Raw genomic sequence first — 25975 nt, forward strand, 5'->3', positions numbered from 1 at the left:
GGCGCAACCTATCGGGCGGTTCGTTTCCCGTGGGCCGCGGCCAGTGCGACCCCGCCGAGGATGAGGGCCGTGCACGCCCCGCCCAGCAGTCCCAGCTCCTCGCCGAGGAGCACGTACGAGAGCACGGCGACGCAGACCGGCTGGAGGTAGTACACGACTCCGGCACGGGCGGCGCCGATCAGGGCGATGGCCTTGTTCCACGCGAAGAAGGCGACGGCGGAGGAGAGGACGCCGACGTAGAGCAGGGGGCCGACGGTGCCGGTGGTCGCCTCGAAGCCGCCCTGGACGGCGAGGCTGATCGCGTACGCGGGGAGCAGCATCAGGGCGCCGAGCACGAAGGTGGTGAGGAGGAAGGCGAGGGGGTCGATCTCGGTGGGCTTGCGCTTGAGCAGTGCGCTGTAGGAGGCGAAGGAGAGGGCGGCCGCGAACATCCACAGGTCGCCGGCGGCGAAGTCGATCGTGAGCGAACCCCTGCCGACGAGCAGCAGCACCCCGAGGGCGGCGAGCAGCGTCCCGACGGTGCGGCGTGCGCCGAGGCGTTCACCGCCGAGCCGGGAGAAGAGCGACATGATCACGGGGGACGCGGCCATGATCATGCCCATGTTGGAGGCGGAGGTGGTCAGTCCGGCCTGGTGGACGAGCGTGTTGTAGAGGGCGATGCCGAACAGCGAGGCGAGGGCGACGAAGCGGAAGTGGCGGCGGATGAGGGCCCGTTGGCTCCAGGTCCGCCGGGCCGCGAGCGGGGCGACGGCGAGGAGGGCGATGATCCAGCGCCAGAAGACGGCCTGCACGGGCGGGACGGAGTCGGCCATGTCCCGGGTGGCGACGAAGCTGCCGGACCAGACGACCGTGGCGACGAGCGCGAGGAGAAGGCCGAGGCCGGCCCCCCGCGCGAGGTTCTTCGCGGTGGCCGGCTCGTCGGTCGTTCTCGGTGCGGTCCGGGCGCGGTCCAGGAGTGCCACGGGGGTCCTTTCGGTTGCGGTGGCCCTACCGTCGCACCGCAGAACTCTCCAGGTCCATCGAAAGTTTTTCATCGTTCTTTTCAGCTGAGCTGAACGATGTGCTCTTCGTGGCGACCTTCGGGGTACGGGGGCCCAGCTGGCCGATCACGGTGGCGCCGAAGGCGATCACCATGCCGAGCAGTTGCACCGGACCCAGCGCCTGACCGAGCGCCGCCCAGCCGATGACGGCCGCGGTGATCGGCGAGAGCGGGCCGAGGAGGGTGGCGGAGGAGGCGTCCAGCCGCTCGATGCCCCGGAACCAGAGGTAGTAGGAGATCGCGGTGTTGCCGAACGCGAGGTAGGCGTAGCCGGCGAGATGGGTGCCGGTGAGGGCCGGCGGGGCACCCTCGATCAGGAACGCGATCGGCAGGATCATCAGGCCGCCCGCGGTGAGCTGCCAGCCGGTGAGCGCGAGGGCGCCGATCCCCTCGGGGCGGCCCCAGCGCTTGGTGAAGACGACGCCCGCGGACATCGAGAGGGCGGAGAGGAGCCCGGCGACCACGCCGACGAGATCGAGGGCGGCACCGGCCTTGAGGACGACGAGACTGACGCCGAAGGCGGCGGCCACGGCCGTGAGCAGGGACCGCACGGTGGGCCTGTCGCCCAGGAGGAGGGCGGCGAGGCCGACGACGAAGAGCGGGCCGACGGAGGCCACGACCGCGGCGACACCGCCGGGAAGCCGGTACGCGGCGAGGAAGAGCAGAGGGAAGAAGGCGCCGATGTTGAGGCCGCCGAGGACCGCCGCCTTCCACCACCAGGCGCCCCGCGGGAGCTTGCGGGTGACCGCCAGGAGCAGGAGCCCTGCGGGCAGGGCGCGCATCAGCCCGGTGAAGAGAGGCCGGTCGGGCGGCAGGAACTCGGTGGTGACGAAGTAGGTGGAGCCCCAGGAGACGGGGGCGAGGGCGGTGAGCGCGACGACGGCGGCCTTACGGGACATGACGGTTCCCCCTGATCCGGTATGCCGGGGCTCCGGGCTCGTGGCGGCCCAGAGTGGCTTGGTGGTAATTAACTTAGCACTAAGCTACTTACTTGCAAGTGGCTTTCTTGTCATCGAGTGGAAGGAGGGAGGAGACTGTCGTCATGGAGAAGCACACCCCGGGTCCCGGCCCCGCCCACGACCCCGTCGACGCGATCATCGACCAGTGGGCAGCCGTCCGGCCCGATCTGGAGACCCTCCCGATGGCGGTCTTCGGGCGGATCTACCGGCTGGCCGCCGCCATGCGCGGCCGGGTCGAGAAGGCGTACGCGCCCTACGGCATGGGGCTCGGCGAGTTCGACGTGCTCGGGACCCTGCGCAGGTCCGGGGAGCCGTACACGCTCTCACCGCGCGAGCTGGCCGCCACGCTGATGATCACCACCGGCGGGATGACCGGCCGGCTGGACAAGCTGGAGAAGGCCGGACTGCTCAGCCGCAGCCCCGACCCGAACGACCGGCGCGGGCTGCGGGTCACCCTGAGCGATCACGCCCGGGAGCTGGTGGACCAGGCCGTCGGGGCCGGTCTCGCCCAGCAGCGGGCGGCCCTGGAGTCCGCGCTCACCGAGGAGGAGGCGGAACAGCTGGCCGGGCTGCTGCGCAAGCTGCTCGCGACCACGGCCTGAACGCACGCGAGGGCGCCGCACGGTAGCTCGTACCGTGCGGCGCCCTCGCGGGAACGACGAGGAGGCGGTCAGGCCTTCTTGGACTTGTCGAGCACCATCACCAGACCGGCGATCACCAGGAACAGCACGATCGGTGCGACCACGTACAGGCCGAGCGTCTCGACGACACTCAGCTTGGGGGCCGGGTCGTCACCGTCGTCGCGGGTGAGCGCGAGCGCGGGGGACGACATGAGCAGCATCATCAGCGTCGTACCGGCCGCGACAGCACCGGCGCGCAGGGCGTTCTTCTTGTCCACGGTGCAAACGTAGCGAACCCCTAAACGGGCCGCGCGCCCGGGGGTGCCGTACGGGCGCCGAACACGCTCAGCAGCCGGTGCAGCCGCGGCGAGGCGGCCAGCTGCTCCAGGCCGAGCGGCTGTCCGTCCGGACCGGCGACCGGCAGCCGCCAGTTGGGGTACTGGTCCCAGGTCCCCGGCAGGTTCTGCGGGCGCCGGTCCCCCACCGCGTCCGGCAGCCATACCCCCACCATCCGAGCCGGGGTACGCAGCAGGAACCGGTGCACCGCCCTGATCTCCGCCTCCTCGTCCCCCGGGCCCTCCGGGAGCAGCCCGAGCCGCTGCAGCAGGCGGAGCCACTCACGGGTCTCGGCCGCGTCCCGGCTCCGTTCCCGCTCCAGGTCGCCGGTGAGCAGACCGAGACGGTGACGCAGGGCCACATGGTCGCCGCTGAGGCGGGCGGCGGTGGAGGGGAGGTCGTGGGTGGTGGCGGTGGCCACACAGTCGGCCCGCCACGCCTCGGGCGGCAGCGGGCGGCCGGTGCCGGTCCAGTCCCGCTCGAACCAGAGCACGGACGTGCCGAGCACCCCGCGCCGGGACAGCCGCTCGCGCACGCCCGGCTCGACGGTGCCGAGATCCTCGCCGATCACGACGGCGCCGGCCCGGTCGGCCTCCAGGGCGAGGACGGCGAGCATGGCCTCGGCGTCGTAGCGGACGTAGGTCCCCTCGGTGGGCTCGCGGCCCTCGGGGACCCACCAGAGCCGGAACAGGCCCATCACATGGTCGATGCGCAGGGCGCCCGCGTGGCGCAGCAGTTCCTTCAGGAGCCCGCGGTAGGGGGCGTAGCCGGAGGCGGCCAGGGCGTCGGGGCGCCAGGGCGGCAGCCCCCAGTCCTGGCCTAGGGCGTTGAAGGCGTCGGGCGGGGCGCCGACCGACATGCCCGCGGCGAAGGCGTCCTGCTGGGCCCAGGCGTCGGAGCCGTCGGGATGGACGCCCACCGCGAGGTCGTGGACGACACCGACGGCCATCCGGGCCTCGTCCGCCGCCGCCCCCGCGGCGGCGAGCTGGCGGTCCGTCAACCAGGCGAGCCAGCAGTGGAAGTCGATCCGGTCGCGCAGCCCGGTCCCCGGCCCCGTGCCCGCGCGGACCGCCGCCTCGGCGGAGCGCGGCTCCCGCAGCTCCTCCGGCCAGGTGCGCCAGTGGTGACCGTGGCGCTCGGCGAGCGCGCAGTAAGTGGCGTGATCCTCCAGGGCGCGGCCGCGCTCGGCCAGGAAGTCGCGGTAGTCGGCGCGTCTGCCGGGGCCGAGCTCCACGGTCCGTACGAGCTCCAGGGCGCGCCGCTTGACCTCCCACACCGCGTCCCGGTCGATCAGCGCCCCCTTGCGCAGGACTCGTTCGCGCAGCTCGGCGGCGTCGGTCAGGACGGAGTCCAGTTCGGCTCGGTATTCGGGGGCCACGTGTGCGTACTCGGGGATGTCCTCGATCCGCAGATGGACGGGGTCGGGGAAGCGACGCGAGGAGGGGCGGTACGGGGAGGGGTCGGTGGGCGCCCCGGGCACGGCCGCGTGCAGCGGGTTGACCTGGACGAACCCGGCGCCGTGCGTCCGGCCCGCCCAGGTGACCAGCTCCCGCAGGTCGCCGAGGTCGCCCATGCCCCAGGAGCGGGCGGACAGCACGGAGTACAGCTGGACGAGCAGGCCGAACGACCGCCGCTCCGGCCGGGGGACGCGCGCGGGGGCGACGATCAGCGTGCTCCGTCCGCCGCGCCCCTCGGGGGCGACGGCGTCGACCGTGTGGACGCCGGGCGGCAGCCGGTCCCAGTCCTCGCCCTCCACCACCTCGCCCGACTCGGTCGTGACCCGCAGCCGGGTCCCGGGCGGCAGGTCCTCGGGCGGGCGCACCGGTCCCGCCGGGCCCGCGGGGTCCTCCTGCCAGCGCACCAGGGTGGCGGGCAGCAGGCGCTCCCGCTCGGCCCGCCCGGCCGTCTCGAGCGCGGCCTCGACCGCCTCCGGTGTGGAGGCGTCGACGTCCAGGGCGCCGAGCACGGCCACGACGGTGGCGTCGGGCACCCGGACGGTGACGCCCTCGGAGGGCTCGTACTCGGTGGCGACGCCATGGAGGGCGGCGAGGCGGGCCAGGGTCACTTCACGCTCCGAGGGCTCCGGGGCCGGCGGCTGGGCGGCCCGAGGGGGTGTCCGGCGAGTCAGACTCCGGGGGACTCCGTGCCGCCCGCCGTGCCGGGGGCGGTGGGTTCGCTGGTCAGGGGGGCCGCGTCCGTCAAGGGCGGCTCACTGGTGAGGGGTGCGGCGTCGGCGAGCGGGGGTTCGCTGGTCAGCGGACCCGGGATCAGGAGGGGTATCTGTTTGGACCGGGCGATCGTCACGTTGGCGTGGGGGGTGGACACGGACATGCGGGCTCCCGTTACGTCTCGACAGGTGGGACAACGACTGAGCCCTACCCAGCCCACCCCGTTTTACCGGCCCGACTTGGCGAAGGGGTGCCACCCCGCCGGGCAAAGCAGACACATCGGCCATGCGCATTGACACCTCCGCCTGACGGGTGGTGGGCTCGTGACCCACTCGTGACAAAAGGAGTCCCACGTGCACCTCGGGCGCAGGAAGCGGACCGCGTCGGCCGTGGCCGCCGCGGTGATCGGTGGTCTCCTCGGCGGCGGCATGCCGGGGCTCGCCCAGGCCGCGCCGGTCTCCCCCCTCACCGCCCCCGACGAGCAGCGGGCCGTGCCCTCGGTGTGGCCGCGTCCGCAGTCCCTGAAGGGCGCGGGTCCCTCGGTGCCGCTCGGCGATCAGGTGACGCTGCTCACGGACGCCGACGCCGATCCGTACGCCGTCGCGGCGCTGCGCGAGGTGCTGCGGGCGGCGGGGGTACGGACCGTCCACACGTCCCTGCCCGGCGGCGGGACCGTGATCCGCGCGGGCTCCGCCGCCTCCGGCGAGGCCCTGCGGGCGCTGCGCGTGCCCGAGCGGGCGGATCTGCCGCGCGGCGGCTACCGGCTGGCGACCGGGCGGGTCCAGGGCCGGGACACGGTCGCCCTCGACGGCGTCGGCGAGGACGGTCTCTTCCACGCCGTCCAGACGCTGCGTCAGCTCGTCGGCGAGCGGCGCGAGGTCCCGGGCGTGGTCGTCCGCGACTGGCCCGGCACCGCCGTGCGCGGGCTCACCGAGGGCTTCTACGGCCGCCCCTGGAGCCTGGAGCAGCGCCTCGCCCACCTCGACTTCATGGGCCACACGAAGCAGAACCGCTACCTCTACGCCCCGGGGGACGACCCCTACCGCCAGACGCAGTGGCGCGACCCCTACCCGGCCGATCAGCGCGCCGAGTTCCGCGCGCTCGCCGAGCGGGCCCGCGCCAACCATGTGACCCTCGCCTGGGCCGTGGCGCCCGCCCAGTCCATGTGCCTGGCGTCGGACGACGACGTCAAGGCGCTCCTGCGCAAGATCGACGCGATGTGGGCGCTCGGCGTGCGCTCCTTCCAGCTCCAGTTCCAGGACGTCAGCTACAGCGAGTGGCACTGCGGGAAGGACGCGGACACCTTCGGACGCGGGCCCCGGGCGGCGGCCGCCGCCCACGCGCGCGTGGCCGGCGCCGTGGACCGGCACCTGGCCGGCCGGTATCCGGACGCCGAACCGCTGACCCTGATGCCGACCGAGTACTACCAGGACGGCGCCACGGAGTACCGCACGGCCCTCGCGGCCGAACTCGCCGACCGGGTACGCGTGGCCTGGACGGGCGTCGGGGTCGTCCCGCGCACGATCACCGGGCGGGAACTGGCCGGTGCCCGCGGGGTGTTCCGTCATCCGCTGGTGACCATGGACAACTACCCGGTGAACGACTACGCCCAGGACCGGCTCTTCCTCGGCCCCTACACAGGCCGCGAGCCGGCCGTGGCGGCCGGTTCCGCCGCGCTCCTCACCAACGCCATGGAGCAGGCGGCGGTCTCCCGCATCCCGCTGTTCACCGCCGCGGACTACGCCTGGAACCCGAAGGGGTACCGGCCGCAGGAGTCCTGGCGGGCCGCCGTCGCGGAGCTGGCCGGGCCGGACCCGGCGGCGCGCGCCGCGCTGTGGGCGCTGGCCGGGAACGACGCCTCCTCGATCCTCGACCCGGCGGGCGAGTCGGCTTATCTCAAGCCGCTGATGACCGCGTTCTGGAACAGCCGGACGGCCCCCGACCCGGCGACACGGGAGAAGGCGGCGCGCGAGCTGCGGGCGGCGTTCACGGTGATGCGGGAGGCCCCCGGGCGGCTGGCCGCGACGGCCGACGGCTCGCTGGACGACGAGGCGCGGCCGTGGCTGGAGCAGCTGTCGCGGTACGGCCTGGCCGGCGAGACGGCGGTCGACATGCTGCTGGCCCAGGCCCGTGGCGACGGGGCGGCGGCCTGGCGGTCCCAGCTGCGTCTGGAGCCGCTGCGGGAGGCCGTGAGGTCGAGCGAGGTGACGGTCGGCAAGGGCGTCCTCGATCCCTTCCTCACGCGCGCGGTGGCGGAGTCGGCGGCCTGGACGGGCGCGGACCGGGCGCAGCGGGCCGGGCGGCCTGCGGACCGGGCGCCGGACTCGTACACCGTCCGGCTCGACCGTTCCCGGCCCCTGGAGACCGTGACCGCGATGACCGAGCCGGGCGCGGCCGCCGGGCCGGACGCGCGCGTGGAGGCGCACGTCCCCGGCGAGGGCTGGCGGACGCTCGGACCGCTGTCCGCGTCCGGCTACACACAGACGGAGCTCAAGGGGCTGCGCGCGGACGCGGTGCGGATCGTGTGGAGCGGTACGGCTCCGGAGGTCCGGTCCCTGGTGCCGTGGTTCGCCGACGAACCGCGCGCCGAACTGGAGCTCGCCCGCGCCGAGACGGACGCCGAGATCGGCGGCCCCGCGCAGCGGGTCGACATCCGGCTGGCGGGCCGGCGGGCCGGGGAGGTGCGCGGGGCGCTGACCGCGAAGGCGCCGAAGGGCATCGAGGTGCGGCTGCCGAGGGAGATCCGGGTGCCGCGCGGCACGCGCGCGACGGTGCCCGTGCGGGTCTCGGTGGCGGCGGATGTGCCTGCGGGCTCCTACCGGGTGCCCGTGACCTTCGCCGGCGAGGAGCGGGTCCTGACGGTCCGCGCCTTCCCGCGCACGGCGGGACCCGACCTGGCGCGGACGGCGACGGCGTCGTCCTCGGGGGACGAGACCCCCGACTTCCCGGCGGCGGCGGCCGTGGACGGCGACCCGGCCACCCGCTGGTCCTCCGAACCGGTGGACGGCGCCTGGTGGCAGCTGGAGCTTCCGCGGCCGGCCCGGATAGGACAGGTGGTCCTGCACTGGCAGGACGCGTACGCCTCCCGCTACCGCGTCCAGGTCTCCGCCGACGGCCGCTCCTGGCGGACCGCCGCCACGGTCGCCGACGGGCGCGGGGGTCGCGAGTCGGTCCGTATGGACGCGGCGGACACCCGCTTCCTGCGCGTGCAGGGTGACGCGCGGGCGACGGAGTACGGCTACTCCCTCTGGTCGGTGGAGACGTATGCGGTCGCCCCGCCGCGGACCGAGAAGCAGGCGGAGCCCGGCGGGTCGGACCAACCGGAACAGCCGGAGGAGCCGCGGCAGCCCGTGGAGCCGCCGCGGCCCGGGGAGTAGCGCCTCGCGCCGACAGAGCCCGGATCAGCCCGTCTTCACGGCCCCCGCGGGGACGTGGGAGACGGCGTCGATCCGGGCCATGACGTCGTCGGCGCCGTACGGCTGGAGGTAGGGCAGCCAGCGCGGGTCCCGGTGCCCGGTCCCGATGATCCGCCACGCCAGGCCGGTCGGCGGCGCCGGTTGGTGGCGCAGGCGCCAGCCCAGCTCGCGCAGGTGCCGGTCGGCCTTCACGTGGTTGCAGCGGCGGCAGGCCGCCACCACGTTGTCCCAGGCGTGCGTGCCCCCGCGGCTGCGCGGAACGACGTGGTCGACGCTGGTTGCGACGCCACCGCAGTACATGCAGCGTCCGCCGTCGCGGGCGAAGAGGGCTCTGCGGGTCAAAGGAACGGGCCCCCGGTAGGGGACCCGTACGAACCGCTTCAGCCGGACCACGCTGGGTGCCGGGATGACGCGGGTCTCGCTGTGCAGGAAGGCGCCGGACTCCTCGAGGCACAGTGCCTTGTTCTCGAGGACGAGGACGAGCGCGCGGCGGAGCGGTACGACGCCGAGGGGCTCGTACGACGCGTTGAGGACCAGGACATGCGGCACGGATGCCTCCTAATACGCCGGCGGCGCGTGGCTCGCGCCGGGACGAACTGCTCTCAGTCTCTCCTCATGCCTGGTCGGAACGCCACCATGCAGCCGTAACGGGCTTGGGGTGTTCTCGACCACAACGGCATCGTCTCCGGAGTATTTCCCGCGTGAGGTCGGTCTCTCCCTCGAACAGGGCGAGGGGAACGCATCGGATGCCCCGTTAGTGTGGATGGTCTGCGTACGTGATGCCTGGAGGTCTCTGTCGTGTCCTGGTCCGCCCTGGTGGCCGCCGCCGATCCGCAGCCTGTTCCGGTGACCCTGGACGAGGCGGCGGAGAAGGCGACGAACGCCGCAGGCTGGGTGGAGGAGAACTGGTCCACCTGGCTGAACACCGGTCTGCGCATTCTCCTCATCCTGGTCGTCGCCCTGCTGCTGCGGATGGCGATCCGCCGTGCCCTGACGAAGCTGATAGAGCGGATGAACCGCTCCGCCCAGGCGGTGGAGGGCACCGCGCTCGGCGGGCTGCTCGTCAACGCCGAGCGGCGCCGGCAGCGCTCCGAGGCGATCGGCTCGGTGCTGCGTTCGGTCGCGTCCTTCGTGATCCTGGGCACGGCCGGTCTGATGATCCTGGGCGCCTTCCAGATCGACCTGGCCCCGCTGCTCGCGTCGGCCGGTGTCGCGGGTGTGGCGATCGGTTTCGGTGCCAGGAACCTGGTGACGGACTTCCTCTCCGGTGTCTTCATGATCCTTGAGGACCAGTACGGCGTCGGTGACTCGGTCGACGCCGGTGTGGCCTCCGGTGAGGTCATCGAGGTCGGTCTGCGGGTGACGAAGCTGCGCGGCGACAACGGCGAGATCTGGTACGTGCGCAACGGCGAGATCAAGCGGATCGGCAACCTCAGCCAGGGCTGGGCGACGGCGGCGGTCGATGTCGCCGTCCGCCCGACCGAGGACCTGGACCGTGTCCGCGCGGTGATCACCGGGGCCGCCGAGGCCATGGCCAAGGAAGAGCCGTGGAACGAGCGGCTGTGGGGTCCGGTCGAGATCCTCGGCCTCAACGAGGTGTTGCTGGATTCGATGACGATCCGGGTCGCGGCGAAGACGATGCCGGGCAAGGCCCTGGGGGTCGAGCGCGAGCTGCGCTGGCGGATCAAGCGGGCCCTGGACGAGGCCGGCATCCGGATCGTGGGCGGCGTCCCGGCGCAGGCCGAGGAGTCCACGGCGGACCCGACGGCGGGCATGGCGGCCCCCTCGGCGTTCGCCTCCGCGACCTCCCCGCAGTCCGCGGCGGCCACTCCCATCCCGCCGTCCTCGCCCAACCTCTCGAAGTAGCGCTCGCTCCGTCCGCGACGCCCCCGCAGGTAACGCTTTGGTTGCCTTCGGGGGCGTCGCGCGTTCCCGGGTATTGACGGCCCGCCGACGCCCGTCCTACGGTCCTCCCACCGAATAGGAAACTTTCCTAACAGAGCCGCCCCGGCGCAGTTGGGAGACCGGGCCGTGGGGCAGCAGAATGGGCCCCCGACCAGAGCCGAAGGGCAGGTGCATCCGTCATGGCCGGTACGACCCCGGGGACCCCCGGCACCCCACGGGTGCTGCGCGCCATGAACGACCGTGCCGCCCTCGATCTGCTCCTGGAGCACGGCACCCTGTCCCGGACCCGGATCGGCAAGCTCACCGGGCTCTCCAAGCCGACCGCCTCGCAGCTGCTCGCCCGGCTCGAAGCCGCCGGGCTCGTCGTCGCCACCGGCACCACCGCGGGCCGGCCGGGACCCAGCGCCCAGCTGTACGCGGTCAACGCCCGGGCCGCCTTCGCCGCCGGACTCGACGTGACCCCGCACCGCATCCGCGCCGCCGTCGCCGATGTCACCGGCGAGGTCGTCGGCGAGTTCGAACTGGCGACACCGGGCCGGGCCGCCGAGGGCGTCGTACGGCAGGTCACCACCGCCCTCGACGGCGCCGCCGAGGACGCGGGGATCACCCGGTCCGAGGTGCACCGGCTCGTCATCGGGACCCCCGGCGCATTCGACCCGGCCACCGGCCGGCTGCGGTACGCCTCCCACCTGCCCGGCTGGCACTCCCCCACCCTCCTGGAGGAGCTGGCCACCGTCCTCCCGATGCCGTTCGAGTACGAGAACGACGTCAACCTCGCCGCCGTCGCCGAACAGCGCCTCGGCGCCGCCCGCGGCCACGACGACTTCGTGCTGCTGTGGAACGAGGAGGGCCTCGGTGCCGCCCTCGTCCTCGGCGGCCGCCTCCACCGCGGCTTCACCGGCGGCGCCGGCGAGGTCGGCTTCCTGCCCGTGCCCGGCACCCCGCTCGTACGGCAGGTGACCAAGGCCAACTCCGGCGGCTTCCAGGAGCTCGCCGGCGTCCAGGCCGTCCCCCGGATCGCCCGGGACCTCGGGATCGACACCGTCGAGCAGCCGTACGTCCCCACCGCGTCCGCACTGCTGTCCCACGCCGCCGTCCACCACGCCACCGACCCGCGCTACGCCGCGCTCCTCGACCGGTACGCCGAGCGGCTGGCCACCGGTCTCGCCTCCCTCGTCGCCGTACTCGACCCCGAACTCCTCGTCCTCTCCGGCGCCGTGACCGTCGCCGGCGGGGAGCCCCTGCGCGAGCGCGTCCAGTCGGAGCTGGCCGAACTCGCCGCGTCCCGGCCCCGGCTCGTCCTCGGAGCCGTACAGCGGAATCCCGTGCTGCGCGGCGCGCTCGAACGCGCCCTCGCCGCCACCCGCGACGAGGTCTTCGACACCTCGCGCTAGCCCCCGCCCCGTCCCACCGGCACCCCTCCGCCACAGCCCTCCGCCCCAGGGAGACTTCGCCATGCCCGTACGCCCCCGCAGAGCCGCGATCGCGCTCGCCACCACCGCCTCCATGGCCGTCCTCGCCTCCGCCTGTACGGGCTCCGCGGGCAACGGCGCGAGCGACGACCCGAACGCGAAGACGACGATCACCTTCTGGCACGGCTGGTCGGCACCGTCCGAGGTCAAGGCGATCCAGGACAACGTCGACCGCTTCGAGAAGGCGCACCCGAACATCACGGTGAAGGTCGTCGGCAACATCAACGACGACAAGCTCAACCAGGCGCTGCGCGCGGGCGGCTCGAACGGCCCGGACGTGGTCTCCTCCTTCACCACGGCCAACGTCGGCAAGTTCTGCGCCTCGGGCGCGCTCGCCGACCTCAAGCCGTTCATCGAGAAGGACAAGCTCGACCTCGACAAGACGTTCCCGAAGGTCCTGCAGGAGTACACGCAGTTCGAGGGCGTGCGCTGCACCCTGCCGCTGCTCTCCGACGCGTACGGCCTCTACTACAACAAGGACGCCTTCGAGGCGGCCGGCATCACCGCCCCGCCGAAGACCTGGTCGGAGTTCACCCAGGTCGCCAAGAAGCTGACCAAGCCGAAGGGCGACTCCTACGAGCAGCTCGGCTTCATGCCGAACTACCTCGGCTACGAGACCGTCGTGAGCCACTACATGTCGCAGTGGGACCACACGTACTTCGACGCGAACGGCAAGTCGAACGTCGCCAAGGACCCGGCCTTCGCCGAGATGATGACGTACCAGAAGTCGCTGGTGGACAGCCTCGGCGGGTTCGCGAAGCTGGACAGGTACCGCACGACCTTCGGTGACGAATGGGGCGCGAAGCACCCCTTCCACACCGGACAGGTCGCCATGCAGCTCGACGGCGAGTGGCGGCTGAACTTCATCAAGGACGCCAAGGTCGGCTTCGAGGTCGGCGTCGCGCCGCTGCCGGTCGCCGACGACGAGGTGGCCGAGTACGGCAAGGGCTACCTCTCCGGCACGATCATGGGCATCGCCCCGCAGAGCGAGAAGCAGAACGCGGCCTGGCAGCTGGTGAAGTACATGACCACGAACACCGAGGCCGTGGTGAACTTCGCCAACGGCATCGGCAACGTGCCCTCCACCCTGGAGGCGCTGAAGTCCCCGAACCTGAAGTTCGACCCGCGCTTCAAGACCTTCCTGGACATCGCCCAGCACCCCGAGTCGACCACCTCGGACGGCGCGGTGAACGGCTCCACCTACCAGGACACCCTCCAGGACTTCGCCCAGAAGTACGAGAAGGGCCAGGTCACGGACTTGAAGAAGGGCCTTCAGGAGACCGCGGCCCAGATCGACCGCGACATCGCCCAGGCGAAGTAGCGGCCGGGAAGCGCACTCATGAGCACCGGCACCTTGCCCACGCAGCGGCCGGCCGCCCCGGCCGCCGCCCCCCGGGACGGGCGTCCCACGCTGCGGTCGAGGCGCGTGCGCAACGCGCTTCGCACCGCGGCGTTCATGTCGCCCTGGCTGATCGGATTCGGCGTCTTCTTCGCCTATCCGCTCCTGTCGACCGTCTACTTCTCGTTCATGAAGTACGACGGTCTCAACCCGCCGACGTGGCGGGCCTTGGACAACTGGACGTACGTCTTCTCGGACCTGCCGAAGTTCTGGCCGGCGATGCGGAACACCCTGTGGCTGGCCGTCGTCATGGTCGCCTGCCGGGTGGTGTTCGGCCTCGGCGTCGGCATGCTGATCACCAAGATCAAGACGGGTGTCGGGGTCTTCCGCACCCTCTTCTACCTGCCGTACCTGGCCCCGCCGGTGGCCGCCACGCTGGCCTTCGTCTTCCTGCTCAACCCCGGCACCGGGCCGGTCAACTCGCTCCTGGAGGCGGTCGGCATCCCCGCCCCCTCCTGGTTCAACGACGCCGACTGGGCCAAGCCGGCCCTGACCGTCCTGGCCGTGTGGGGCGTCGGCGACCTCATGGTCATCTTCATGGCCGCGCTGCTCGACGTACCGAAGGAGCAGTACGAGGCCGCGGAGCTGGACGGCGCCTCCGCCTGGCAGCGGTTCCGGTACGTCACGCTGCCGAACATCTCGCCGATCGTGCTGTTCGCTGTGGTGACCGGGATCATCGGCGCGATGCAGTACTACACCCAGCCGATCGTGGCCGCCAAGGTCGCCTCGGGAGTGATGGGAGGCTCCGGCCAGACCTTCGAGCCGGGCTACCCGGACGACTCCACGCTCACCCTCCCGCAGCTCGTCTACAACCTCGGCTTCGGCCGCTTCGACTACGGCGCGGCCTGCGTCGTGGCGCTGGTGCTCTTCGCTTTCTCCATGGCCTTCACCGCGCTGCTGATGCGCCGGCGCGGCGGCCTGATCGGCTCGGGTGACTGATCATGACCACATCGTCCGCCGCGTCCGTCGCCTCCGCCCCCGACCGGCCCGTGGCGAGCCCCGCCGAGAAGCGTGCCCGCCGCAGGTCGCTGCTGCACTGGATCGCCGTGCACTCCCTCGGGATCGCCGCCGCCCTCTTCTTCGTGCTGCCGTTCGTCTTCGTCTTCCTGACGTCCCTGATGAGCGACCAGCAGGCGCTGACCCGGGATCTGACCCCGAACACCTGGCACTGGGACAACTATTTCCGGGTCTTCGACACCCCGGGCTTCCTCACCTGGTGGCGGAACTCCCTGCTGTACGCGGGCCTCGGCACCGCGCTCGTGGTCGTCTCCTCGATCCCGGTGGCGTACGCGCTCGCCAAACTCCGCTTCCGCGGCCGGCATCTGTCGCTGCTGCTGGTCATCTCGATGATGATGCTGCCGCCGCAGGTCGTCATCATCCCGATGTACCTGTTCTGGGCCAAGCAGATGGATCTCTCCGGCACCCTGTGGCCGCTGATCATCCCGATGGCGTTCGGCGACGCCTTCGCCGTCTTCCTGCTGCGCCAGTTCCTGCTGACCATCCCCAACGAGTACATCGAGGCCGCCAAGATCGACGGATGCGGCGAACTGCGCGCCCTCGTCAAGGTCGTACTCCCGATGGCCAGGCCGGGCATCGCCGCCGTGGCACTGTTCCAGTTCTTCTACTGCTGGAACGACTACTTCGGACCGCAGATCTACGCCTCCGAGAACCCGGGCGCGTGGACGCTGAGTTACGGCCTGGAGTCCTTCAAGGGGGCGCACCACACCGACTGGAATCTGACCATGGCCGCGACCGTCCTGGTCATGGCTCCTGTGATCCTCGTGTTCTTCTTCGCCCAGAAGGCGTTCGTCGAGGGAGTCACACTGACCGGAGTGAAGGGCTAGCTGACCGATATGAAGCTCGCTGTCGTGGGGGGCGGCTCCACCTACACCCCCGAACTGATCGACGGATTCGCGCGATTGCGCGACACCCTGCCCATCACCGAACTCGTCCTCGTCGACCCGGCCGCCGACCGGCTGGAGCTGGTCGGCGGGCTCGCCCGGCGGATCTTCGCCAAGCAGGGACACGACGGGAGGATCGTCACCACCTCGGACGTCGACGCGGGCGTCGAGGGCGCCGACGCCGTCCTGCTCCAGCTGCGGGTCGGCGGGCAGGCCGCGCGCCTCCAGGACGAGACCTGGCCGCTGGAGTGCGGCTGCGTCGGCCAGGAGACGACGGGCGCCGGCGGTCTCGCCAAGGCGCTGCGGACCGTTCCGGTGGTCCTCGACATCGCCGAGCGGGTACGGCGCACCAACCCGGACGCCTGGATCATCGACTTCACCAACCCCGTCGGCATCGTCACGCGCGCGCTGCTCCAGGCCGGCCACAAGGCCGTCGGCCTGTGCAACGTGGCCATCGGTTTCCAGCGCAAGTTCGCGAAGCTGCTCGGCGTCTCGCCGGCCGAGATCCATCTCGACCACGTCGGCCTCAACCATCTGACCTGGGAGACGGCCGTCCGCCTCGGCGGACCCGAGGGCGAGAACGTGCTGCCCCGGCTGCTCGCCGAGCACGGCGACGCCATCGCCGACGACCTGCGCATGCCGCGCCCGATCGTCGACCGGCTCGGCGTCGTCCCCTCGTACTACCTGCGCTACTTCTACGCGCACGACGAGGTCGTACGCGAGCTCGGCACCAAGCCCTCGCGGGCCGCCGAGGTGGCCGCGATGGAGAAGGAACTCCTCGCGATGTACGGCGACCCGGCGCTCGACGAGAAGCCGGCCCTGCTCGCCAGGCGCGGCGGCGCCTTCTACTCGGAGGCCGCCGTGGACCTGGCCGCCTCCCTGCTGGGGGGCACCGGGTCGCCGTACCAGGTGGTGAACACGTACAACAACGGCACGCTGCCCTTCCTGGCGGACGACGCCGTCATCGAGGTGCAGGCCACGGTGGGCCCGCAGGGCGCCTCGCCGCTGCCGGTCGCCGAGGTCGACCCGCTGTACGCCGGGCTGATCGCGAACGTGACGGCGTACGAGGACCTGGCCCTGGAGGCGGCCCTGAGGGGCGGCCGTGACCGGGTGTTCAAGGCGCTGCTCGCGCACCCGCTGGTCGGGCAGTTCGCGTACGCCGAGGGGCTCACGGACCGGCTGATCGCGCACAACCGGGAGCACCTCGCGTGGGCCTGAACGGAGTCCTGCTGGCGATCGACGCCGGGAACAGCAAGACGGACGTGGCGGTCGTCGGCCGGGGCGGTGACGTCCTAGGTTCGGCGCGCGGCGGAGGGTTCCAGCCGCCGGTCGTCGGGGTCGAGGCGGCGCTCGACGGGCTCGCGGAGACGGTGGGGCGGGCGGCCTCGGAAGCGGGGCTTCCGATGTCGTTCGCGCATGTCTCCGCCTGCCTCGCCAACGCCGATCTGCCGGTGGAGGAGCGGGAGTTGACGTCCGCCCTGGCGGCGCGGGGCTGGAGCCGCTCGGTCCAGGTGCGCAACGACACCTTCGCCATCCTGCGCGCCGGGCTCGACGAGCCCCGGGGCGTCGCGGTGGTGTGCGGCGCCGGGATCAACTGCGTCGGCATGCTGCCGGACGGCCGGACCGCCCGCTTCCCCGCCATCGGGCGGATCTCCGGCGACTGGGGCGGCGGCAGCGGACTGGCCGAGGAGGCACTGTGGTTCGCGGCCCGCGCGGAGGACGGGCGGGGCGAGCCGACCGAGCTGGCGCGCGCCCTGCCCGCGCACTTCGGCCTGGAGACGATGTACGCGCTGATCGAGGCGCTGCATCTGGGCCGCATCCCCTTCGGGCGGCGGCACGAGCTGACGCCCGTGCTGTTCCGTACGAGCGCGGAGGGCGACGCCGTCGCCCGGTCGCTGGTGCACCGGCTCGCCGAGGAGGTCGTCGCCCTGTCGTCGGTCGCGCTCGGGCGGCTCGGCCTCCTCGACGAGGAGGCGCCGGTGATGCTGGGCGGCAGCGTGCTGGCGGCCCGCCACCCGGAGCTGGACGACCGGATCGCGGAACTCCTTGCCGTGAAGGCGCCGAAGGCGGTGATCGGGGTGGTGACCGCGCCGCCGGTCCTGGGCGCGGCACTCTTCGCGCTCGACGCGTGGGGGGAGGGGCCGGACGCCGCGGCCCGGCTCCGGGAGCACTACTCCTGAGTTCTTCGTCCGTCGGGTGAACGGGGCGTTCCGCGGTCGGGGAACGCCCCGTTCACCCTTTCGTGGTGGAACCGATTCCGGCCGGACGACGTATTCAACGTAGAGGGTTCGCCCGTGGGGGCGGCCGGGGCATGGGGCACGATAGGAACAAGATCGCGTCATTCCCGGTGTGCGGGTGGGGCCCCTGAGGTCATACTGCTGGCCGGGCAGCCGTCGTCGACCATGGGGGAGGTCACGTGACATACCCGCCGAACGCGCCCGTCGCATCGGCGCCGGACACCGCGCCCGCGCACCCGGGCGGCGGCGTGCCCGCGCAGCCTTCGCCGGCGCCCGTTCAGCCGTCGCCGGCGCCCGGCGCGGCCCCGCCCGCCGGTCGGGGGGCCTGGGACGAGGGCAGGGAGTGGCTGCGCAAGGCCGCGACCACCGAACCCGGCCGGTTGCGGGTCCTCGGCGCCGTACTGGCCCTGCTGGTCGTCGCGTTCGGTACGGTCACCGCCTTCGAGGTCGCGGGCCGGGCCGCCTCGGCCGACGACGTGGTGAGCCGCAGCCAGCCCCTGAGCGCCGACGCCGCCGACATCTACCGCTCGCTCGCCGACGCCGACACCGCCGCCGCGAGCGCCTTCCTGGCGGGCGCGGAGGAGCCCCCGGAGGTCCTGAAGCGGTACGCCGACGACATCACGACGGCTTCCCGGCTGCTGGTCAAGGCGGCGGCGAGCACCGAGGGTTCGACGGAGTCGGCCCGCGAGATCGCCACGCTCAACGAATTCCTGCCCCGCTACACCGGCCTGATCGAGCGGGCCCGGGCCGCCAACCGGCAGGGTCTGCCGCTGGGCGGTGCCTATCTGCGGTACGCCAACCAGCAGATGACCACCGAACTGCTCCCGGCGGCCGAGCGGCTGTACGAGGCGGAGACGGCCAGGCTCCACCGGGACGAGGAGGACGCGCGGGACTGGCCGCTGCTCTCCCTCGCGCTCGGGATCCTCACCCTCGCCGCCCTCCTGTGGGCGCAGCGCCGCAACTACGCCCGGACCAACCGGGTGTTCAACCACGGGCTGCTCGCCGCGACGGCCGCCTCCGTGATCACGCTGCTCTGGCTCGCGGCCGGGCACACGGTCGCCCGGGCCGGGCTGAGCGAGGCCCGCGACCACGGGCAGAGTTCGCTCCAGGTGCTCAACACCGCGCGGATCAACTCCCTGAAGGCCCGCGCCAACGAGAACCTGGCGATGGTCTCGCGGGGCGCGGTCCTCACCGACGACGGCAAGAACGACAAGTACGAGACGGACTACGCCACGGGGATGCGGGCGCTGACGGACGCGCTCGCCCGGGCCCGGGAGCTGGCCGACGACGACGCCGGGCGCGATCCGCTGAGCGAGGCCGCGGACCGTACGGCCGAGTGGCGGCAGCGCCACACGGTCGTCCGCGAGAAGGACGACGCGGGAGACTTCGAGGGCGCGCTGGCCCGGGTCATCGGGTCGAAGGAGTCCACCGGGCAGTCCTTCGACCAGGTCGACGCGGCCCTGAAGAAGGCCCTGGACCACGAGCAGAGGGAGTTCACCCGCGCCGCCGACGGCGGGCGGGGCGCGCTGAGCGGACTCCCGCTCGGCGCGGCCGCGCTCGGAGTCCTCGGCGCGGCCGGTGCGATCCTGGGGATCAACCGCAGGCTGTCGGAGTACCGGTGAGAGAGGGCGGGATGCGGAACGGCGTCGACGGCACGGGAACGCACCACCGGGCTCCGCGGCGTCCCCTGGCGCGGCTGCGCGGCTGGGGCGGGGTCGCCGCCATGGCCGTCGCCTGCGGACTCACCGCCTCGCTGACGCTGCTGCCGCTGGCGCACGACGGAGCCGGCCGGGCGGACCCGCCCCGCGTCTCCGGCCCCGGCGGCGGCGTCGGAACCGGCATGCCGGTCAGAGCGGACACCTGCGAGAACCCGGAGGCCTCGCTCACCCCGTCCGGTGCCGACGGCCCCTCGATCGCCGCCATCAAGGAACGCGGCAAGCTCGTCGTGGGCGTCGACCAGTCCAGCTACCGCTGGGGATACCGCAACCCCAGCACGCGCGCGCTGGAGGGCTTCGACATCGACCTGGCCCGGGCCATCGCCAAGGACATCCTGGGCAGCGACGAGAAGATCGTCTTCCGGGCCATTCCGACCAACCAGCGGATCGCCGCCCTGGAGAGCGGCAAGGTCGATCTCGTCGTCCGCACGATGACGATCAACTGCAAGCGGATCCAGCAGGTCGCCTTCTCCACCGCCTACTTCCAGGCCGGCCAGCAGGTCCTCGCTCCCAAGGAGTCGCCCATCACCGGCTACGACTCCTCGCTGAGCGGCAAGCGTGTCTGCACGGCCGAGGGCTCCACCGCCTACGAGGCCCTGGAGCACGACTCCTTCGGCGCGCTGTACAAGGACGAGGGCGACGGCACCAAGGACGACAAGGACCGGCTCACCGTCCCCAACCAGCTGGACTGTCTGGCCAGGCTCCAGATGGGCGAGGTCGACGCCGTCGTCACCGACAACGCCCTGGCGGCCGGCCAGGCCGCCCAGGACCCCGCGGTCGAGCTCAAGGGCAGACCGTTCACCACCGAGTACTACGGCGTCGCCGCCAAGCTCGGCAACGACGACCTCGTCCGCCGGGTCAACCAGGTCCTCGTCCAGTACCGGCAGGGCGCCTGGACGGCGGCGTACGTCAAGTGGCTGAAGGCGGACCTGCCCGGGATATTCGGGCCGCCCGCACCGAAGTACAAGTAGAGCGAGAGGTGATCGATGGGCGTCACGGGACCCCCCGGGCCGGTAATGGACCGGGACGAGGCGGACCGTGCGCTGGCGCGGCTCGGCGCGGAGCACAAGGCGATCGAGGACTCGCTCCTCGCGCTCCAGGACCACGCGGGCCGCAGGCTGCTCGAAGGCGCCGAGCTGACCGGTACGACCCGGGAACGCTGGGAGACCACCGAGAGGACGATCACCCGGCTCTGGACGTACTTCGACGCGTACACCGCCGCCCTGAACGACGTCCGTGAGCTGCGCTCCCGCCGCCGCTGGCCCGGCCCGGCCGACCTGGTCGAACTGACCGAGCGGCTGCGGGGCGAGAGCGTGCACGTGTCCGACGGGCAGCAGGGGCTCCCGGCGTCGCTCGACGGCCCGCCACGGCTCTCCGAGAGTTTCACCCTGGAGCGTCTGGTGAGCCGGATGAACGAGCTGTACGCGGCCTCGCTCGACGTGGTGGTGACCGCCGACGCCGTCTGGTCGGCGCTGCCCGCGCGGATAGATCTGCTCGCCGCCGAGCTGGGGCGTACGCGCTCGCTCGCGCACTCGGTCGGCGTCCGGCCCGGGGAGCACCCGGCCGGTGACGAGCTGGAGTCGATCACGGCCGAGCTGACCGCGCTGCGCGCGCAGGTCGTCACCGATCCCCTGGCGTTCTGGCGGCCCGCTGCGGGCAGTTCGGCGCCCGGAGGCGGCCGGCCCGACACCACGCGGTACGACCGGGCGGCGCTCGCCCTGGAGGACGTGCGGCGGGAGATCGAGGCGGTTCTCGCGGTCCGGCAGGACTCCGAGGAGCGGCTGCTGCGGCTGCGCGACGTGCTCTCGCGCGCCGACCGCACCCTGGCCGAGGCGCGGGCGGCGCGCGGCGAGGTCCTCGCCAAGATCGCCGCCTCCGAGGTGCCGGCCGTCAGCGGCCCGCCGACGGCCCTCCAGGAACGGCTCGCGACGGCCGCCGAGTACCGCAGGCACGCCCAGTGGCACCGGCTCTCCCCGCTCCTGGAGTCCCTGGAGCAGGAGGCCGAGGACGAGCTGATGCGCGCCCGGGAGTCCCTGACCGCCGTCACCGCGCCGCTCGCCGTCCGCGCCGAGCTGCGCGGCCGGCTGGACGCGTACCGGGCGAAGGTGGCCCGGCTGGGCGCGGCGGAGGACCCACTGCTGATCGAGCGGTACGACGCGGCCCGCCGGATGCTGTGGAGCGCGCCGTGCGACCTGCGGGTCGCCGAGCAGGCGGTGCTGCGCTACCAGCAGGCCGCGGCAGAGGTCCTGTCCGGCCCCAGAGATGCCAGGGGGAGTCAGTGGTGAGTACCTGTCAGCGTCCCTCGTGCGAGGGTTCGTACGAGGACATGGGCGGCGGCGAGCTGTACTGCGACACCTGCGGGCTCGCCCCGGTCGTCCCGCCCGGCGGGCTGCTGCAGTCCACCCCGACCGGGATGGCCGTGGCGGGCAGGACCGGCGCGGACACCGGTTCGTCCCGCAGCGGTTCGCGCGCCTCCTCCCGCGCCTCCTCGCGCTCCTCGACCTCCCGGCGCTCGGTCTCGGGCCGTCTGTCGCGGGCGCTGTCGGGGACGAGCACCGCCCGTTCGGTCTCGGTGCGCAGCTCCGGCTCGTCGACCGGCCAGTCCGGGCGCAACCGGCTCGGCGCGGGCCTGGTGACGATTCCCGAGGTGCCGCGCCCCGATCCGCGTGCCGCGGTGATGAAGAACCCCGAGGTTCCCGAGAGGAAGCGATTCTGTTCGCGCTCGGACTGCGGTGCCCCGGTGGGCCGTTCGCGCGGGGACCGGCCGGGCCGCACGGAGGGCTTCTGCACCAAGTGCGGCCATCCGTACTCCTTCGTGCCGAAGCTGCGCGGCGGGGACATCGTGCACGGGCAGTACGAGGTCGCGGGCTGTCTCGCCCACGGCGGTCTCGGCTGGATCTATCTCGCCGTCGACCGGGCCGTCTCCGACCGCTGGGTGGTGCTCAAGGGCCTGCTGGACACCGGCGACCAGGACGCGATGGCGGCGGCGATCTCCGAGCGCCGTTTCCTCGCGGAGATCGAGCACTCCAACATCGTCCGGATCTACAACTTCGTCGAGCACCTCGACCAGCGCACGGGCTCCCTGGACGGCTACATCGTCATGGAGTACGTCGGCGGCAAGTCGCTCAAGGAGATCGCCAACGACCGGCGCACCCCCGAGGGCCGGCGCGATCCGCTGCCGGTCGAGCAGGCGTGCGCGTACGGGATCGAGGCGCTGGAGGCGCTCGGGCATCTCCACAGCCGCAACCTGCTGTACTGCGACTTCAAGGTCGACAACGCGATCCAGACCGAGGACCAGCTCAAGCTGATCGACATGGGCGCGGTCCGGCGGATGGACGACGACGAGTCGGCGATCTACGGCACGGTCGGCTACCAGGCGCCGGAGGTGGCGGCGGTCGGGCCGTCGGTGGCGAGCGACCTGTACACGGTGGCGCGCACGCTGGCGGTCCTGACCTTCGACTTCCAGGGGTACACCAACGTCTTCGTCGACTCGCTGCCCGAGCCCGACCACATCGAGGTCTTCCGGACGTACGAGTCCTTCTACCGGCTCCTCGTCCGCGCCACGGACCCGGACCCGGCCCGCCGGTTCGCCTCCGCGCAGGAGATGGCGGAGCAGCTGACGGGCGTGCTGCGCGAGGTCGTGGCCCTGCAGTCGGGCCGGCCGCGGCCGGCGCTGTCGACGCTGTTCGGCACGGAGGTCCGGGTCACGGACACGGAGCTGTTCGCCGAACCGGCGGAGGACGTCTCGGTCCTCGGCGCCCGGGGCCCCCGCGGCAGACGGATGCGCGCGAGGGTCGCGGCGGGTGGGCCAGGCGCTCTGCCGGGAGCGCCCGCGACGGGGGGCGGGTCCGGCGCTCTGACAGGAGCGGCCGCGACGGGGGGCGGGTCCGGCGCTCTGCCGGGAGCGCCCGCGACGGGGGGCGGGGTTCACGCCGGCGGGCCGTTCCTCACCCCGCTGGACGGGCGAGCCGCCTCGCTCGCGCTGCCCGTTCCGCGGGTCGATCCGGGCGACCCCAACGCCGGTTTCCTGGCGGGCCTGATGGCCTCCGCGCCCGCCGAGCTGATCGGCGCCCTGCACACCGCGCCCGCGCCCTCCCTGGAGCTGCGGCTGCGCGAACTGCGCGCCCGCCTGGAGATGGGCGACCTGGGCTCGGCCGGGCGCGCCCTGGCCACGCTGGAGGAGCGGCACCCGGACGACTGGCGGGTGGTCTGGTACCGGGGCGTCACGTCCCTGGTGACCGGCGACCACGAGAACGCCGCGCTCTCGTTCGACGCGATCTACGACGCCTTCCCCGGCGAGCCCGCGCCGAAGCTGGCCCTCGGCATCTGCGCCGAGGTGCTCGGCCAGCTGGACAACGCCGCGGAGTACTACCGCCTGGTGTGGGCGACCGACCCGAGCTTCGTCAGCTCGGCGTTCGGGCTCGCCCGCGTGCAGTTGGCGGCCGGCGACCGGGCCGGGGCCGTACGCACCCTGGAGTCCGTACCGGAGGCGTCCATCCACTACACCGCGGCCCGGGTGGCCGCGGTGCGGGCGCGGCTGCGGCGGCGCGCGGCGCACGAGCCGCTCGGCCACGACCTGACGGCGGCCGCGGCGCAGGTCTCGGCGCTCCAGGGCTTCGGCCTGGACGCGGTGCGCCGGGAGCGGTTGTCGACGGAGGTGCTCGGCACCGCGCTCGACTGGGTACTCTCCGGGAGTCCCGGAGCGGGGCCAGGCGGCACGCGGCTGCTCGGCAGTGAACTGGACGAGCGCGGACTGCGCTTCGGCCTCGAACGCTCGTACCGGGTGCTCGCCCGGCTCGCTCAGCGGGGCGAGGAGAGGATCGAACTGGTGGAGCGGGCCAACCGTTTCCGTCCCCGGACGTGGGTGTGAGTATGTCCCAGAAGCCGCAGCACCAACTCTCCGCCTGCCCCGGCTGCGCGGAGCCGCTGGAGTCGGGTGACCGGTTCTGCGGGGCGTGCGGATACGACCTGACGGCCGTACCGGCACAGCAGCCGGGGTCCGACCGCCCGACGGTGGCGATCGGCACCCCCGTCAACTGGCCCGAGGCCCCGCCCCGGGACCCGTACGCGCTGTCCACCTCGACCCAGCACCCCGGTGACCTGCCCGTCATGGACTCGGGCGGCCACGGCCTGCCCCCGGAAACCCCTCCGCACGGCACGCCCGGCCGGCAATCGCCGGGCGCCGGGCGCCAACTCCCGGCGGGGTCCGGGGATCCTGGCGCCGAGGCGCCAGGCTTCGGCGCCCCGAGCCGGACGCCGACGGGCGCGGTCCCGCAAGGGCCGGTCCCGCAAGGCCCGGTCCCGCAAGGCCCGGTCCCGCAAGGCGTGGTCCCGCAAGGCGTGGGAAACCCGGGCCAGGAGTCGCCGGGCGCCGGGATGCCGGACTTCGGTGACCTGGGTGGTGAACACCCGGGCGCCGGTGACCTCGGCCAGGCGCAGCCGGACCTCGCGGACCCGGGCGCCGGTGACTTGGGCCACGCACAGCCGGGGTTCGCCGACCCGGGTGCCGCGTCCGTGGGGCCCGAGGCTCCGATCGCCGCGCCGAAGCGGGATCTGCCGACCATGCCGGTCCGCACGGACGGCCCCGTCGCCGCCGGCGGAGCCGACCGACAGCGGGGGGCCGGTGGTGCCGCTGTAGACCAGCCCGGCGACGCGGCGCTTCCGCCCGTGCCGTCCCCCTCCCCCGACGGCGACTTCCCTCTCGCCGCACCGGACCCGCGGGCCGCCGCCGCCCAGCCGGTCGCCCCCCAGGCCGCCGCGCCGCAGCCCACCCAGCCGGTCGCCCCTCACGCCGCCGCGCCGCAGCCCACCCAGCCGGTCGCCCCTCACGCCGCCGCGCCGCAGCCCGCCGTCGCCCCCGGGGCCAAGGTGTGTGTGGCGTGCCGGGCCGGGCGGGTGGACTCCGACGGGTACTGCGAGAACTGCGGGCACGCGCAGCCGCGCGAGCGCGACCACATGGAGCAGGAGCTCTCCACGGTCGCCGCCGTCAGCGACCGCGGCCTGCGCCACCACCGTAACGAGGACGCGTTCGCCGTCTCCGCCACCGCGCTGCCCGACGGCTCCCCCGCCACCCTCGCGATCGTCTGCGACGGCGTCTCCTCGGCGACCCGCCCCGACGAGGCCTCCGCCGCCGCCGCGAACGCCGCCGGTCAGTCGCTGCTCGCGGCCCTGCCCCGTGGCACGCACCCGCAGCAGGCCATGCACGAGGCCATCGTCGCCGCCGCCGAGGCGGTCAACGCGCTGGCCGAGCAGCCCGGCCAGGACGCCATGGAGCACGATCCGCACCGCCACCAGAACGCCCCGGCCTGCACCATCGTCGGCGCGGTCGTCGCCGACGGGCTGCTGATCGTCGGCTGGGTCGGCGACAGCCGGGCCTACTGGGTGCCGGACGACCGCACCGCGCCGCCCGTCCGGCTCACCCAGGACGACTCCTGGGCGGCGCAGATGGTCGCCGCCGGGCTGATGAACGAGGCGGAGGCGTACGCCGACGAGCGCGCCCACGCCATCACCGGCTGGCTGGGCGCCGACGCGTACGAACTGGACCCGCACACGGCCGCGTTCAAGCCGGACCGGTCCGGCGTGGTCGTGGTCTGCACCGACGGGCTGTGGAACTACGCCGAGGCCGCCGAGGACATGGCCCGGGTCGTGCCGCCGGACTCCGCCGGACGGCTGCTGCACGGCGCCCAGGTCCTGGTCGGGCACGCGCTGGACGGCGGGGGCCACGACAACGTAACAGTGGCGCTCCTGCCGTTCACCGTGGGACCCCGAGGGGCAGGATCGGCCTGAGCGGTCGCCAGCCCCCGGCCCG

General features: G+C 73.2%; 20 protein-coding genes. 14 read left to right on the top strand and 6 right to left on the bottom strand.

Annotated elements, in window-relative coordinates:
• Positions 1-8: 8 nt before the first annotated feature.
• Positions 9-962: a DMT family transporter gene (locus ABZY12_RS16100; protein WP_356890576.1), complete on the bottom strand. Its 954-nt coding sequence runs from the start codon at positions 960-962 to the stop codon at positions 9-11.
• Positions 963-987: 25 nt separating this feature from the next.
• On the bottom strand, positions 988-1938 hold the full coding sequence (locus tag ABZY12_RS16105; protein ID WP_356890578.1) for an EamA family transporter: 951 nt from the start codon (positions 1936-1938) through the stop codon (positions 988-990).
• A 143-nt stretch (positions 1939-2081) separates the two neighbouring features.
• Between ABZY12_RS16105 and ABZY12_RS16110 the strand changes: the two genes are divergently transcribed.
• A complete protein-coding gene (locus ABZY12_RS16110) occupies positions 2082-2600 on the top strand; it encodes a MarR family transcriptional regulator (protein ID WP_356890580.1) in 519 nt (172 codons plus the stop codon).
• A gap of 68 nt (positions 2601-2668) precedes the next feature.
• On the opposite strand, the gene ABZY12_RS16115 is transcribed toward ABZY12_RS16110, so the two are convergent.
• From ABZY12_RS16115 to ABZY12_RS16125, 3 genes are read right to left on the bottom strand one after another with little or no spacing between them, the layout of a single operon-like run.
• Positions 2669-2896, bottom strand: a complete 228-nt coding sequence (locus tag ABZY12_RS16115; protein WP_356890582.1) for a hypothetical protein — start codon at positions 2894-2896, stop codon at positions 2669-2671.
• 20 nt (positions 2897-2916) lie between these two features.
• Positions 2917-5019: a 4-alpha-glucanotransferase gene (gene malQ, locus ABZY12_RS16120; RefSeq protein WP_356890584.1), complete on the bottom strand. Its 2103-nt coding sequence runs from the start codon at positions 5017-5019 to the stop codon at positions 2917-2919.
• Between the two features lie 59 nt (positions 5020-5078).
• Positions 5079-5285, bottom strand: a complete 207-nt coding sequence (locus tag ABZY12_RS16125; RefSeq protein WP_356890586.1) for a hypothetical protein — start codon at positions 5283-5285, stop codon at positions 5079-5081.
• A gap of 190 nt (positions 5286-5475) precedes the next feature.
• Between ABZY12_RS16125 and ABZY12_RS16130 the strand changes: the two genes are divergently transcribed.
• Complete coding sequence (locus ABZY12_RS16130; protein ID WP_356890588.1) at positions 5476-8499, top strand: beta-N-acetylglucosaminidase domain-containing protein; 3024 nt, start codon at positions 5476-5478, stop codon at positions 8497-8499.
• A 24-nt stretch (positions 8500-8523) separates the two neighbouring features.
• Here ABZY12_RS16130 and ABZY12_RS16135 read toward each other — a convergent pair whose 3' ends face one another.
• Complete coding sequence (locus tag ABZY12_RS16135) at positions 8524-9087, bottom strand: HNH endonuclease (protein WP_356890590.1); 564 nt, start codon at positions 9085-9087, stop codon at positions 8524-8526.
• A gap of 249 nt (positions 9088-9336) precedes the next feature.
• Here ABZY12_RS16135 and ABZY12_RS16140 point away from each other — a divergent pair, with 249 nt between their 5' ends.
• From ABZY12_RS16140 to ABZY12_RS16195, 12 genes are all read left to right on the top strand, one after another.
• A complete protein-coding gene (locus ABZY12_RS16140; protein WP_356890592.1) occupies positions 9337-10404 on the top strand; it encodes a mechanosensitive ion channel family protein in 1068 nt (355 codons plus the stop codon).
• A 218-nt stretch (positions 10405-10622) separates the two neighbouring features.
• Positions 10623-11837: an ROK family transcriptional regulator gene (locus ABZY12_RS16145; protein WP_356890594.1), complete on the top strand. Its 1215-nt coding sequence runs from the start codon at positions 10623-10625 to the stop codon at positions 11835-11837.
• 61 nt (positions 11838-11898) lie between these two features.
• Positions 11899-13236, top strand: a complete 1338-nt coding sequence (locus ABZY12_RS16150) for an ABC transporter substrate-binding protein (RefSeq protein WP_356890596.1) — start codon at positions 11899-11901, stop codon at positions 13234-13236.
• Positions 13237-13371: 135 nt separating this feature from the next.
• Entirely contained in the window at positions 13372-14253 is an 882-nt protein-coding gene (locus tag ABZY12_RS16155; RefSeq protein ID WP_356890648.1) for a sugar ABC transporter permease, read from the top strand.
• A 2-nt stretch (positions 14254-14255) separates the two neighbouring features.
• On the top strand, positions 14256-15158 hold the full coding sequence (locus tag ABZY12_RS16160; RefSeq protein WP_356890598.1) for a carbohydrate ABC transporter permease: 903 nt from the start codon (positions 14256-14258) through the stop codon (positions 15156-15158).
• A gap of 9 nt (positions 15159-15167) precedes the next feature.
• Positions 15168-16433, top strand: coding sequence for a 6-phospho-beta-glucosidase (locus ABZY12_RS16165; RefSeq protein WP_356890600.1), 1266 nt, complete (start codon positions 15168-15170; stop codon positions 16431-16433).
• On the top strand, positions 16424-17395 hold the full coding sequence (locus ABZY12_RS16170; protein ID WP_356890602.1) for a BadF/BadG/BcrA/BcrD ATPase family protein: 972 nt from the start codon (positions 16424-16426) through the stop codon (positions 17393-17395). Before ABZY12_RS16165 ends, ABZY12_RS16170 begins: the two co-directional genes overlap by 10 nt.
• A gap of 404 nt (positions 17396-17799) precedes the next feature.
• Positions 17800-19074 (top strand): hypothetical protein, encoded by a 1275-nt coding sequence (locus ABZY12_RS16175; RefSeq protein ID WP_356890650.1) that lies wholly within the window; start codon positions 17800-17802, stop codon positions 19072-19074.
• Positions 19075-19085: 11 nt separating this feature from the next.
• Entirely contained in the window at positions 19086-20138 is a 1053-nt protein-coding gene (locus ABZY12_RS16180) for a glutamate ABC transporter substrate-binding protein (protein ID WP_356890604.1), read from the top strand.
• Between the two features lie 15 nt (positions 20139-20153).
• Positions 20154-21452: a hypothetical protein gene (locus ABZY12_RS16185; RefSeq protein WP_356890606.1), complete on the top strand. Its 1299-nt coding sequence runs from the start codon at positions 20154-20156 to the stop codon at positions 21450-21452.
• Positions 21446-24037, top strand: a complete 2592-nt coding sequence (locus ABZY12_RS16190; protein ID WP_356890608.1) for a tetratricopeptide repeat protein — start codon at positions 21446-21448, stop codon at positions 24035-24037. Before ABZY12_RS16185 ends, ABZY12_RS16190 begins: the two co-directional genes overlap by 7 nt.
• Before the next feature lie 506 nt (positions 24038-24543).
• Positions 24544-25953 carry a PP2C family serine/threonine-protein phosphatase gene (locus ABZY12_RS16195; protein ID WP_356890652.1) on the top strand — a complete coding sequence of 470 codons (1410 nt, stop codon included), beginning with the start codon at positions 24544-24546 and terminating at the stop codon, positions 25951-25953.
• The last annotated feature ends 22 nt before the right edge of the window (positions 25954-25975 follow it).

It is taken from the genome of Streptomyces sp. NPDC006551, from assembly GCF_040611675.1.
Taxonomy (GTDB): domain Bacteria; phylum Actinomycetota; class Actinomycetes; order Streptomycetales; family Streptomycetaceae; genus Streptomyces.